The organism is Hymenobacter sp. NBH84 (assembly GCF_014217645.1).
GTDB lineage: Bacteria > Bacteroidota > Bacteroidia > Cytophagales > Hymenobacteraceae > Hymenobacter > Hymenobacter profundi.
The window spans coordinates 4054819-4067500 of the sequence record NZ_CP043644.1; the positions used below are offsets into that span (position 1 = coordinate 4054819).

12 protein-coding genes, 2 rRNA genes and 1 pseudogene (1 of these 15 cut by a window edge) are annotated in these 12682 nt (G+C 55.8%); 3 read left to right on the plus strand and 12 right to left on the minus strand.

Annotated features, from left to right (window positions below):
- Positions 1-59 precede the first annotated feature (59 nt).
- On the plus strand, positions 60-3131 hold the full coding sequence (locus F1C16_RS17015) for an AsmA-like C-terminal region-containing protein (RefSeq protein ID WP_185281805.1): 3072 nt from the start codon (positions 60-62) through the stop codon (positions 3129-3131).
- 118 nt (positions 3132-3249) lie between these two features.
- A complete protein-coding gene (locus F1C16_RS17020) occupies positions 3250-4059 on the plus strand; it encodes a DUF4382 domain-containing protein (RefSeq protein ID WP_258048944.1) in 810 nt (269 codons plus the stop codon).
- Between the two features lie 62 nt (positions 4060-4121).
- Here F1C16_RS17020 and F1C16_RS17025 read toward each other — a convergent pair whose 3' ends face one another.
- From F1C16_RS17025 to fumC, 6 genes are all read right to left on the minus strand, one after another.
- Complete coding sequence (locus tag F1C16_RS17025) at positions 4122-4751, minus strand: thioredoxin family protein (protein WP_185281806.1); 630 nt, start codon at positions 4749-4751, stop codon at positions 4122-4124.
- 100 nt (positions 4752-4851) lie between these two features.
- Complete coding sequence (locus tag F1C16_RS17030; RefSeq protein ID WP_185281807.1) at positions 4852-5346, minus strand: DinB family protein; 495 nt, start codon at positions 5344-5346, stop codon at positions 4852-4854.
- A gap of 192 nt (positions 5347-5538) precedes the next feature.
- Entirely contained in the window at positions 5539-6000 is a 462-nt protein-coding gene (locus F1C16_RS17035; RefSeq protein ID WP_185281808.1) for a DUF6970 domain-containing protein, read from the minus strand.
- 126 nt (positions 6001-6126) lie between these two features.
- Positions 6127-6480, minus strand: a complete 354-nt coding sequence (locus F1C16_RS17040) for a diacylglycerol kinase family protein (protein ID WP_185281809.1) — start codon at positions 6478-6480, stop codon at positions 6127-6129.
- 34 nt (positions 6481-6514) lie between these two features.
- On the minus strand, positions 6515-7111 hold the full coding sequence (locus F1C16_RS17045; protein ID WP_185281810.1) for a GNAT family N-acetyltransferase: 597 nt from the start codon (positions 7109-7111) through the stop codon (positions 6515-6517).
- A gap of 107 nt (positions 7112-7218) precedes the next feature.
- On the minus strand, positions 7219-8622 hold the full coding sequence (gene fumC, locus F1C16_RS17050; protein ID WP_185281811.1) for a class II fumarate hydratase: 1404 nt from the start codon (positions 8620-8622) through the stop codon (positions 7219-7221).
- A 289-nt stretch (positions 8623-8911) separates the two neighbouring features.
- Here fumC and F1C16_RS17055 point away from each other — a divergent pair, with 289 nt between their 5' ends.
- Positions 8912-9142 carry a hypothetical protein gene (locus F1C16_RS17055; RefSeq protein ID WP_185281812.1) on the plus strand — a complete coding sequence of 77 codons (231 nt, stop codon included), beginning with the start codon at positions 8912-8914 and terminating at the stop codon, positions 9140-9142.
- Positions 9143-9211: 69 nt separating this feature from the next.
- Here F1C16_RS17055 and F1C16_RS23105 read toward each other — a convergent pair whose 3' ends face one another.
- From F1C16_RS23105 to F1C16_RS17080, 6 genes and pseudogenes are all read right to left on the minus strand, one after another.
- Entirely contained in the window at positions 9212-10003 is a 792-nt protein-coding gene (locus tag F1C16_RS23105; protein WP_258048945.1) for an energy transducer TonB, read from the minus strand.
- A gap of 372 nt (positions 10004-10375) precedes the next feature.
- Positions 10376-10516 (minus strand): annotated as a pseudogene (locus F1C16_RS23385) (zf-HC2 domain-containing protein); the annotation flags it as partial.
- The gene (locus tag F1C16_RS17065) at positions 10503-11141 is read right to left on the minus strand and encodes an RNA polymerase sigma factor (protein ID WP_185281814.1); all 639 of its coding nucleotides are present in this window, start codon (positions 11139-11141) and stop codon (positions 10503-10505) included. The gene F1C16_RS17065 and the pseudogene F1C16_RS23385, both read right to left, overlap by 14 nt.
- An 87-nt stretch (positions 11142-11228) precedes the next feature.
- Positions 11229-11669, minus strand: coding sequence for a hypothetical protein (locus tag F1C16_RS17070; RefSeq protein ID WP_185281815.1), 441 nt, complete (start codon positions 11667-11669; stop codon positions 11229-11231).
- 200 nt (positions 11670-11869) lie between these two features.
- Positions 11870-11981: ribosomal RNA gene (rrf, locus tag F1C16_RS17075) — 5S ribosomal RNA — on the minus strand.
- Between the two features lie 87 nt (positions 11982-12068).
- Positions 12069-12682, minus strand: a 23S ribosomal RNA gene (locus F1C16_RS17080) (it continues 2296 nt past the right edge of the window).

Here is a 12682-nt window from a genome sequence, read left to right on the forward strand (position 1 = left end):
TCTGGCACTGGATTCGCTGCCAAATAGTTACTACCCTTTCTTCCTGATATTTTCTTCCTATGCGTAAATTTCTGATTGGCCTGCTGATTTTCGTGGTGGTGCTGGTAGCCGCGCTGGCCGCCGCGCCGTTTTTGTTTAAGGACAAAATCAGAGCGGCGTTTGATAAGCAGCTGGCCGCGCACGTGGCGGCCAAGGTGGAGTACGACCCCAGCCAGATCAGCGTGAGCTTGTTTCGCGACTTCCCGAACCTTGCCTTGAGCGTGGAAAACCTGCGCATCATTGGGCAAGACTCCTTCGCCCGCGACACCCTCGCCTACCTCCCGGCCCTACGGGTAGGGATGGACCTGATGAGTGTGGTGAGCGGCGACCAGATCAAGGTGAAATCGGTAGAGCTGGACGAGCCGGATATTTCGCTGCGGGTGCTGAAAAGCGGCCGCGCCAACTGGGACATTTTCCTGTCTGATTCGGCAGCGGCAGCCAAGACCGATGTGGATACGTCGGCCGTGAGCGTGGCCATCAAGGGTTGGCAGATCAACAATGGCCATTTGCGCTACGATGACCAGTCGATTCCGTTTGCGATGGAAGCGCGCCACGTGAACCACACCGGCTCCGGCGACTTCGAGCAGAACATTTTCGACATGACCTCGCAGACCACCGCCGACGGCTTTCGGATGACTTACGCCGGTGCCAACTACATCAGCAAGGCGACGCTTGATGCCGATGTAACGATGGCAATGGACTTGGATAAGATGCTGTTCACCTTCAAAGACAACAAGGTGAAGCTGAACGACTTTCCGGCGCAGTTTGCCGGTAGCGTGGGCCTACCCAACGCCACCGACATTACCTATGACATGACCTTTAAGGCCCTGGAAACGGACTTCAAAAACGTGCTGAGCGTGGTGCCGGGCATGTACTCAGAGCAGTTCAAGGATATCAATACCACGGGTAAAATTGCTTTTGATGGCTACCTGAAAGGCGTGCAAAACGAACTGCGGATGCCCGGCTACGGCGTGAACCTGCAAGTGAAAGACGGCATGTTTAAGTACCCGCAACTACCCGAGGCCGCCCGCAATATTAACGTGGACATGGTGGTGGACAACCCTTCGGGCTTCACCAACAACTTGAAAGTCAACGTTAAACAGTTCCACCTCGACCTCGGCAAAAACCCAATCGATGGCAACGTGACCATTGATGGCCTGGAGCCAATGAAGGTAGATGGCCGCGTAAAAGCCAACGTGGACTTGGCCGAGATGACCAAGGTGTATCCGGTAGAGGACCTCACCCTGCGCGGGAAGCTCTTTGTGGATGCTGTGGGCAAGGGCACGTATTCTGCAACGCAGATGCCGGTGGTGAATGCCAAGATGAACCTGACCAACGGCTACGTGAAGTCGAAGCAGTTTCCGGCGCCTATCCAGAACCTGACGCTGAACGGTACCGTGACCAACACCACGGGCCAGGTGAACGACACGCGCATCAATATTCCGCAGTTCAAGATGCTGCTGGATGGCGAGCCGCTGGAAGGTCGTTTGGCTGCCCAGAACATTGATAAGCCGGTGTTCGACACCGATATTCACGGCACGGTGGACCTCACTAAAATCACGAAGATTTTCCCGCTGGAAGGCATGACCGTGACGGGCCGCCTAACCGGAAACGTGGCCGCCAAGGGTAGCATGGCCGATGTAGAAGCGGAGCGCTACCAGAACGTGAAGGCCTCGGGCACCGTGAATGCCAGCAACGTGACCTATAAGAGCACCGATCTGCCCCAGGGAATGCGCATCACCAAAGCCACCGCTACCTTCAACAACGACCAGATTGTGCTGAAGGACATGGCTGGCTTTGTGGGTTCGTCGGACATTGCGGCGTCGGGCACCATTAGCAACTACTTGGGCTACCTGTTCACGCCGGGCCAGTCGCTGAAAGGCGCGCTGACGGTGAACAGCAACCGCTTCAACGTGAATGAGTGGATGGTAGATGAGGTGAGCGAGAAGCCGACTACCGGCGCCGTAGCCGCTACCAAAGCGCCTACCACTGCTACCCAGGCCGACGGCGTGCTGCAAATCCCAAAGTACTTCGACCTGACGCTGAACAGCAACGTGAACCAAGTGGTGTATGACAACCTGAAGCTCAACGACGTGAAGGGACAGGTAGTGGTCCGCGACGAAGCGGTGAAGCTTAACAATTTGAATTTCAACACCCTGGGCGGCTCCTTTGCCACCAATGGTAGCTACAACAGCAAGAACCTGCAACACCCGAAGTTTGATCTGGGTCTGAATATCAAGAACCTGAACTTCCAGAACGCCTTCAATGCCTTCAACTCTATTAAGACGCTGATACCGCTGGCTAGTAACCTGGAAGGCGTGTTCTCTACGAACTTCAACGTGAGCGGCGAGATGGGCCAGGACATGATGCCGGTGTACAGCACGCTCACGGGCAAGGGTCTGTTTGAGGTAGTAAGCGCCGCCGTGAACAACTCGCCAGTGCTGAATACCATCAGCTCGCTTACGCAGGTGCAAGCGCTCAAGAAGTTTGCGGTGCAGAACAAGGATGTGGCCGCCGAAATCCTAAATGGCAGCTTCATTGTGAAGCCCTTCGACGTGAATGTGGGCGATATCAAGATGACGGTGGGCGGCTCCAACAATGTGAACGGCAACCTGGAGTACGTGACGGCCATTAACATGCCTACTGGGCAGGTAGGCAATGCCCTGCAAGGTAAGCTCAGCTCGCTCACGGGCGTTTCCAATATTAAAGGCACCGACCGCGTAACGCTAGGCCTGAATATTGGCGGCACCGTGCAGGACCCCAAAGTGAAGCTGACGACCGGCAGCGTAAAAACGCAAGCGACCGACATTGCCAAGAGCTTGGTGGGCGGTCTGGTAGACAGCAAGCTGACCAACGCCAAGCAAGCTGCTGCGGCCAAATCCCTACTCAACCAAGACAGTGCCCGCGCCGAGCTAGCCAAGCGTCAGCAGGACTTGCAAGCAAAGGCGCAGCAGGAGATAGAGAAGAAGCGCCTCGAAACCGAAACCAAACTGAAGGAAAAGGCCACGCAAGGTCTCAACAACCTAATTTTCGGCAAGAAGAAGCCGGCTGCTACCCCAGCCCCGGCAGACACAACCAAGGTGCTTAAATAGGATTTTACCCCGAAATACGGCTTAATTTTTGTCGTAAAGCGGTCAACTTCGGAGCGGCAAGCACTTTACCAGAAGTGCTTGCCGCTTTTTTTATTCTATTTTCTTACCTGATTACCGAATGAAAACAACTCTTCTGTATCCGCTGGCCCTAGCGGCTTTTCTGGCATTAGGAGGCTGTAGCAAAGATTCTGGCAGCAACATGGCCAAGATGGAAGTGCTGCTGGCAGATGCGCCCGGCGACTTTAGCGCTGTGATGCTGGATGTGCAACAAGTGCAAATCCACGCTGACGATACCAACGATGAAAACGGCTGGCAAGCGTTGCCACTGCTCAAAGCTGGCCAGTATAACGTACTAGATTTCGTGAATGGCCGCTCGGCCCTGCTAGCCAGCGCCGACTTCCCACCCGGCCGTATTTCGCAGATTCGGCTGGTGCTGGGCGCCAACAACTACCTGGTTACCCGCGACGGTACGCGCTATGATTTGAAAACGCCAAGCGCGCAAACCTCGGGACTGAAACTCAAAATTGACGCAGACCTGACGCAAGACGTTACCTACACCGTCCTCCTCGATTTCGACGTGGCGAAGTCCATTGTGGAGCGTGGCAACGGCAACAAGGCCGACAAAGACCGGTTTTTGCTGAAGCCCGTTATCCGGGCCATTACTACGGCCGTAGCCGGCGGCATCAAGGGCAGCGTAACGCCTACCACCGCACAACCCCAGGTATTGGCTATTCGCACTTCCACGGTGCCCAACGATACGCTCAGCACTTTTGCCGACGCCTCAGGTGGCTTCTTACTACGCGGCGTACCAGCCGGCACCTATCGCGTCGAGTTCTTTGCCCCCTCGCCCCTGAAACACGTAGTGCGTACCGGCGTAACGGTTACGAACACGCAGATTACCGATCTGGGTAGCGTAGATCTGAAGTAACGTATACCGGATTGTAGTAACACAGAAGGCCGTTGCGCGATGCGCAACGGCCTTCTCTGTTACTACTGTAATCCTTGGATCAGTTCCAGCATCTCCTGCTGCAACGTCTGGGTTTTGTCGTGGGCGTACCAAGTGTGCACGCGGGTGATGAACTCGTCATGGTCTATCCCCTCTGCTTTGGCCTGATTCACAATATCTTGCGCGGGTGCGGGGCGTGGGCCCCACTGGGCTACTTCCTCCAAAGTGTCGGCGCGAAGCACGATGAGGCGGGGAATGGCGCGGCTGGTGCCGGTGAGGTAGCGTTCCATCAGGTCCAGATTTTCGTCTCGCAGCAGGTAGCGGGTACGGATGTTACCGGCCGAGGCCTCCGCCACGTGCTCTAACACGGGCACAATCTGGGCCGCGTCGCCGCACCAGCCTTCGGTCAGAATCAGCCACACCAGGGGGTAGGGCACGTGCACAGCCGCGTCGGCCAGGGCGGGTAGTACATGCGTTGTTTTGTCGAGGCGCGACATGCGCTGCTCGTTCAACTTGGTGTACTGCACCAATTCCTCGGTTTGCTGCGGACCGGTGGTTTTCCCTTGGGCCAGCAGGTCGTTTACAAGCTGGCGGTAGGCGGTGTAAGAGTAAGAACTCTCCAGGCGCTCGGGATTGAGAATGGGGGTGGGCGTGGGCGGTGAAAAATCAGACATTGGGACAGAAGAGAGATGAAAAACAGAGTTCCTACCCCTTAAACAGCAAAAGCCCCTTCTGGGATAAGCAGAAGGGGCAAAAAAATAGCTAATCAGTTAGTTACAGACTTACTACCTGCCCAGCATCGAGCTGGCGGCAGTAGGTGATGAAGTCGGTGTTGATGGGCTCCAGGCCCGCATCGCGCATTTTGATGGCTACCTGCCCGCGGTGATAGTTGGCGTGCACGGGCATGTGCGTGAAGATGTCCGATACTACGCTCGTGAAGCCGTCGCCGGCCGAGTTGGTGTAGGTGATGGTCCGGCTCAGCTCAGCATCATCGGCGGCGCGCACCATACCCAGCCAGCGCTCCGAGGTTTGCTCGTGCATGCGGTGCAGCTCTTCCAGGGGGTGCTCCTGCCACACTTTCACGGGGCTGGGCGTGTTGGTGAGGCGACCAATCCAGATATACTGCGCATTGAGCACGTGGCTGAACAGACGCAGCACGTTGGCGGGAATAGGCTGACCGGTTTCGGCAACAGTTTTATCGAGGTGGCGTAGCAGCGTGTCGTTGGCCCACACGTTGTACACAGCAAGCTTTTCGTTGGTATTAATCATGGGGTGAAATTACAAGATTGTGAAATAGTGAGCTGGTAAAATGGAGAGTTAAAAAGAAGGCTGTCATCCTGAGCACAGCGAAGGACCTTATGCCAGTTGAACGACCATCGTACCAACGACTCGTTCTCACGTGAGCGGTCCTTCGCTGCGCTCAGGATGACAGCCTTCTTTTTAACTCTTTATTTCACCATCTTACCGCTGGTCGGTCCAGACGAGTACGCCGCCGGTGCGGCGCTTTTCGAAGTCGGGGCAGTTGCCGTCGCCTTTGCCGGTTAGGCCGCCGTCGGGGTGGCACAGGACTTTGCCGGTTGTGTCGTAGAGGGTGCTAAACTGGTCGGCCCCGCTGATGGTTTCGTAGTACACCGTCTGGCCGCGGTATTCGTAGCGGTACATCTGGGCGGGCGGGTTCAACTGCCGCGTCGACTGAATTTTTTGGATACGAGTATTGATCCAGTCGGGCCGGCGGGTGGTGTCCAGCGGCATATCGTCGCTGGGCACTGGCACTACCGTGTTGGCGCTGGTAGGCGCCGGGGTAGAGAACGGGTGCGCCAAACCGTTATTAGGGTCAGCAGTAGGCGTATTTACATCAACCCGGCTGCACGCCGCGCCTGTGAGTAGAGTAGCTGCCAGAAGCAGGGAATAGGAAACACGCATGGTGCAATGGGCGATGAGCAGTGAAGAAAGAGCAATGGGTGAGAACCTTGCTACCGCTGAACTTACGCCGTTGGGTCGCAATTGTTCCTTGTTGCACTTTTACTGCTCCTCGCTTCCTACCTCTCCTTATGCTAGCATCCGCGGCACAAAAATAAGCAACCCAACCACCAACGCACCCAACGCGGCCAGCAGCACCGCAGCAGCAGCCACGTCCTTGGCTTTGCCCGCCAGCGGGTGGTAGTCCGGCGACAGTAGATCTACCACGGCTTCCACGGCCGTATTCACCAGCTCGGCGCTCCATACACTGCCCACTGCGGCGGCTACCAAAGCCCATTCCGTGCGGGTGATGTCGAAGTAAAACCCCAGCCCTACCACCACCACCGTGGCTAGGGCATGAAAGCGCAGGTGCACCTCGGAGCGCAATGCCGACCCTACCCCCCGGAACGCGTGCCCAAAGCTAGCAATACGCTTGCGCAACATAGACTGTCGCCGCGCCCGATCCGATGCAGACGGCTCAGCCACGGCTGTCGAACTCGTGAAAGACGGTTTGGCGCAGTTCGTCCCACTCTGGTCGCAAAATGCTGTAGTACACTGTGTCGCGGCGCTGGCCGTTGGGTAGGGCCATGTGGCTGCGTAAGGTACCCTCCTCGGTAGCGCCCATGCGCACCATTGCCTCACGCGACTTCTGGTTGCGGGCGTCGGTTTTCAACTCTACCCGCTCGCAATCCAGCTCGCCAAAAGCGTAGTGCAGCAGCAAGTGCTTGGCGGCCCGGTTGATGCCGGTGCGCTGAAACTCCGTGCCCAGCCACGTCCACCCGATTTCCAGCCGACGGTCGGCTAGCGCCATGTTGCCGTAGCTAGTGCAGCCCGCAATGCGCCCGGTTTCGCGGTCAATAATCACGAAAGGGTAGCGCTGCTTGTCGGTCCGTGCCCGGATACTCTGGGCCACGTAGGCCGCCAATTCCACGTTGTTGCGCGGGGCCAGCGTGGTCATATAGCGCCAAATTTCCTCGTCAAACGCAATGCGCTTGAGGTACTCGAAATCGGAAGTTTCCAACGGGCGCAGCCGTACGCGGTTGTTTTCGAGGATGATGTCGTGGGTGTAGTCCATAGGCGGGTAGGGCAGGGATGGTTTTGTAAAGATGCCGAAAAAAGAAAAGCCGCCCCGCCAGGGTAGGCAGAGCGGCTTCGTCGGTGCACGTTAAAGATGCGTTTGTGTTACTTCGGCAGGTCGCCTACCATATCCTCCGGCTTCAGCCACTCGTCGAACTGCTCGGCCGTGAGGTAGCCCAACTGCAAGGCAGTTTCCTTGAGCGTAGAACCGTTTTTGTGAGCCGTTTGGGCAATTTCAGCGGCTTTGTAGTAGCCAATATGCGGATTCAGGGCCGTTACCAGCATCAGCGACGAATCGACGTGCTTCTTGATGTTGGCCTCAATGGGCTCGATGCCCACGGCGCACTTATCGTTAAAAGACACGCACACATCACCAATTAGGCGGGCCGAATGCAGGAAATTGTAGATCATCACCGGCTTGAACACATTCAGCTCGAAATGCCCCATGGAACCACCAACGGTGATGGCTACGTCGTTGCCCATTACCTGCGCGGCTACCATCGTCATAGCCTCGCACTGGGTAGGGTTCACCTTGCCAGGCATGATGCTGGAGCCAGGCTCGTTGTCGGGGATGTGCAGCTCGCCAATGCCAGCACGCGGGCCGCTGCTGAGCATACGCACGTCGTTGGCAATCTTCATCAGCGCCACCGCCACGGTTTTCAGGGCGCCGTGAGCTTCTACGATGGCGTCGTGAGCAGCCAGAGCCTCAAACTTATTTTCGGCCGTCACGAAGGGTAGGCCCGTGAGATCGGCAATGTGCTTGGCCACATTCTCGGAGTAGCCAGCGGGCGTGTTGATGCCTGTACCTACGGCCGTGCCGCCTAGCGCCAGCTCCGAGAGGTGGGCCAGCGTGTTCTTAATAGCCCGCAGGCCGTGGTCGAGCTGCGACACGTAGCCCGAGAACTCCTGGCCCAGCGTGAGCGGCGTGGCATCCATGAAGTGCGTACGGCCGATTTTCACCACGTGCATAAACTTCTCCGACTTCGCTTTCAGCGTGTCGCGCAGCTTCTCAATGCCGGGAATGGTGGTTTCAACCAGAATCTGGTAGGCGGCAATGTGCATGGCCGTCGGGAACGTGTCGTTGCTCGACTGCGACTTGTTTACGTCGTCGTTCGGGGCCAGCACTTTTTTCTCGTCGGTGAGGCTGCCGCCTTGCAGCACGTGGCCGCGATAGGCCACTACCTCATTCATGTTCATGTTCGACTGCGTGCCCGAGCCTGTTTGCCACACCACCAGCGGAAACTGGTCAGCTAGCTCACCGGCCAGGATTTCGTCGCACGCTTTGGCAATTAGCTCGGCCTTGTCGGCGGGTAGCACACCGGCATCGCGGTTGGTGAAAGCCGCGGCTTTTTTGAGGTAGGCAAATGCGCGAATGATTTCCTTGGGCATCCGGTTGATGTCCTGGGCAATCTGGAAATTCTCGATAGAACGCTGCGTCTGAGCGCCCCAATAGGCATCAACGGGAACCTGCACAGTGCCCATGGTATCCTTCTCGGTACGAAACTGCATAAAAGCTGAATAGCTAGGTGGAGAATTGATTACGGGGTAAAAGTACGCAACGGCAACCACCCGCCACGGTTACATCCCGACCATTTGCCACAAAGCTGCGTACAATCATGCAGCGTGATTTCACTTTGATGCGCGTGGGTGAGAACCCCTATCTTCTTAGAACAACTAGGAAAGATGGTCAGTAACCCGAGCTCATCAGAAACAACGCTACCCTTGCCGCAACATGGGCTTGCAAGGACCATGTTGCCGCATATCTATCAACATCACACTCAAATCAAGCACCGCATCCATGAGTCAGCATCCCATCAACAACGACCAAGAAAACGAAAAATCTACTGCTGCTGCCAACGGAGTAGTAGGTAATACCACCCACGAAGACGACTCGTACATTAAAGCACCCGAAGGCGTGCTGAGCGACTACAGCGACGTAGAAGTAGAAGTGGAAAAGCGGGACCTACCCGAAACCCATACGCCCGGCAGCGCCACTACTCCCGAAAACGGCGGCGGCTATAGCGGCTAGGTAGCACGTTGCTTTCATTCTTAAAAAAAGCCACCTGGAAAATTATTCCGGGTGGCTTTTTTGTGTCTATCAATGCTCTTCTAATCGGAAAGGAATACTAATACGTACTGGATGCGCTACCCGGCGGCCATTGCGAATGGCCGGAAACCACTTTGGCCCCTCGCGCAGTAGCCGCATGGCTTCGGTGTCAATTTCCTCTGATACCCGGCGTAGCACTTTAACGTCTTGCACTGTTCCATCGGTAGCTACTGTGAAGCTTAGCTGCACGGTACCTTCCTTCCGGTTTTCCAAAGCTTTCATAGGGTAGTCCAACGAGTCCTTCAGATACTGCTTGAACGCTGGATACCCACCCGCAGGTAGAGCATCTACAGCTACCGGGGCAGGCGCCTTTTCGCGACGCACCATCACTACCTCATTTAGCTGCTGAGAATCGGGCATCAGGGCCAACGTAAGTTGTACAACCGTATCCTGCTTTAATGGCTGCTGACGCGCTAGAAAGCCGCGGGATGATACTTGCACCTGCGCGACAGGTTTGGGCACGCGCAGGGAAAACGTACCGTCGGCAGCTGTGGCTGTGCTAGCAGCAGCACCGGAAGCCTGCACGGTAGCACCGGGTAGGGGTTGTCCTTGTGTATTGGTGATGCGGCCACGTATTAAGCGCGTTGCTTCTACTGCCGAGTCAGATTGGGGTAGCAGTTGCTGAGCTGTATCCGATAGCCCCGCATCCGAACGAGCCAGGGTAGGAACATCGGATGCCGCTGCTGGTTTCGATGAACTGGCGGCACTTAGCATGGCCAGCGTCTCATCACCGTCTGTTACCCTGCTGTTAGTGAGGGCAACCTTACGGCGATTAGCCGTCATCTGCGCGGCAGGTCTCGGTGCTCTTACTTGTTTTACCTGTTTTGGAGCTACCGCAGACACGCTAGCAACAGCCTGCTCTGTTGCTGCTGCGGCAGGTAGGGTTAGTTTCGGTACAATGGGTCGTATTTTGGCAATAGCTGGCGCAGAAGTTACTTCTAGTTGCCGTTGTCGCGTACCAATCCAAAGTGCTGAACTCAGCATTAATACTAGTGCTGCCGCGGCTGCCATCGGCCGCCAGGGCCATACGGTTCGTGTAGCAGCTTCCGGCTGCCCAACTCGCGCTTGCAGGCGCTCCCGCAGCCCAGCTATAGCGTGGTCAGTGGTATCGGCATCAGACAGCATCAAACCATCCAAAATATCAGCACAACGGCTGCATATCAGCGTGTGCGCTTCTACCCTATGCTGTTCCGTAGTTGACAACGTGCCGGCTGCATACTGCTGCAACAACGGCAGCGGCAAATGCCCTTCCGTTGGATTGGCGTAAGATATGCGAGGCAAGTCAGCGGCGGACATCGGGGGTAGCAGTAGGCGGAGCCGTAGACTCCAAATAACGTTTCAGGTTGCGCTTGCCATTTTGCAGATAGCTTTTCACCTGTTTCAGATCAAAGCCAGTCTCAGCGGCAATATCACGGTAGCATTTCTTTTCCAAAAAGAATAACTCCAGACAACGGCGCTGCTCCGAGGGCAAATCTACTAACGCCTGTTCCAGTGCTTGCAAGCGTTCTTCAGTTAAGTAAGCATCGGTATCTTCCTCTGGTAGATGCCAATGCGCGGCTGATTCCATACCTGCTGCATCCGGAAAATGCACGACCAGTGGGCCACCCGTCGCTGGGCCAGCTCGTTGTTGTGCTCGCAAAATCATTAGACAATGATTGCGAGCGGTAGCATACAGCCACGTCGGGAAATTGCTTACCTCATGCTGACGCAGCTTTACGACCAATTGTTCGAACAATTGCATTACGGCGTCTTCTGCTTCCTCATCGGGCCGGAGGTAACGTCTGCAAATAGCGAATACCTCTGCTAGATACCGGTCGTAAAGTGTTCCTAGATCAGCTACATCACCGCTAACTCTGTAACGATGCAGCAATTCCTTATCGGAAAGCGCAGCAGGCAACGTGGAGCGACGACGAAAAAACATACAAGGACCAATGGCGCAGCAAGGACTCTAAGCTACTCATTCTACTACAAGTAGAAAAAGCGCCGCGTGCCATCATGTAATTGGCCGTTATTTTCCTTGTGTCTGCCGCGCACGCATCTGCTCTTGCATCGAACGTTTCTTCAATTGGTACTGCTTAAACTGTTCTGGTGTTAAAGCAGCCTTCAATTGGCTTTCAGAAGAAGTATTAATGCGCTTCAGTTCCGTGAGTAAGGCTGTGCGGTTATTGGCGTTCTTTTGTTGCGCGTTCTTGACTTGCTCTACTGTAGACGAAAGGATAGCTCGAACGCGTACTTGCTGATCAGGCCGCAACTGCAATTCCTCCGTCATTACATCTGTCAGATCACGCGCCCTAGCAGCAGACACTCCAATAGGTGCTGCAGACTTAGATGCAGATGTAGTAGGAGACGATTCAACTACAGTAGTGGTCTTTGCCTTATTGCGTCGAGCGCAACCAAACGTCAGCGATGAAAGAACTGCCAACGCCAGAAGAGTACGGGGAACAGACATACAAAGGAAATAATAGTGTGCTCCACATACGTGAAACTTCCTGCTTGTGGTTATTCCCACTCCCTATGTGTGGTCATCAAGGAGTAATCAAGATAGACGACAGCCTGTATCTTTCCGCCGGCTTATAGGAGCATAAACGAGGGAGGCCCCGGCCGCATCCCCGTGTGAGGGGACGCGGGGCCGGGGCCTCGCTGCTGATAAGTTGGCGGCGACCTACTCTCCCGCCGGTGAAGGCAGTACCATGGGCGCTCCGGGGCTTAACGACTCTGTTCGGAATGGGAAGAGGTGAACACCCGGGCTACAGCCACCATTACTGGTGTGGTTGGCTCGTGTTCGTGAGCACAACAACTAAAATCGTTGACACAGGTAACGGGTAAGAAGAAGGTAAGTGAAGCTTGGTTTGCAGAAGCGCTCGAGTCATTAGTACGCCTCAGCTCGACTATTTCTAGCCTTAGACCTGGCGCCTATCAACGTGGTCGTCTACCACGACTCTTAATATTGGGAGATCTCATCTTCAGGTGAGTTTCGCACTTAGATGCTTTCAGCGCTTATCTCATCCCAGCGTCGCTACCCGGCGCTGCAGCTGGCGCCACAACCGGTGCACGAGCGGCTGGTCCATCCCGGTCCTCTCGTACTAAAGACAGGTCCTGTCAAATCTCCAACGCCCACCACAGATAGGGACCGAACTGTCTCACGACGTTCTGAACCCAGCTCGCGTGCCACTTTAATCGGCGAACAGCCGAACCCTTGGGACCTTCTCCAGCCCCAGGACGTGACGAGCCGACATCGAGGTGCCAAACCTCCCCGTCGATATGAGCTCTTGGGGGAGATCAGCCTGTTATCCCCGGCGTACCTTTTATCCTTTGAGCGATGGCCCTTCCATGCGGAACCACCGGATCACTATATCCGTCTTTCGACCCTGCTCGGCTTGTAGGCCTCACAGTCAAGCCCGCTTCTACTATTGCGCTCTACAGCCGGTTACCAAGCGGCCTGAGCGGACCTTTGAAAGCCTC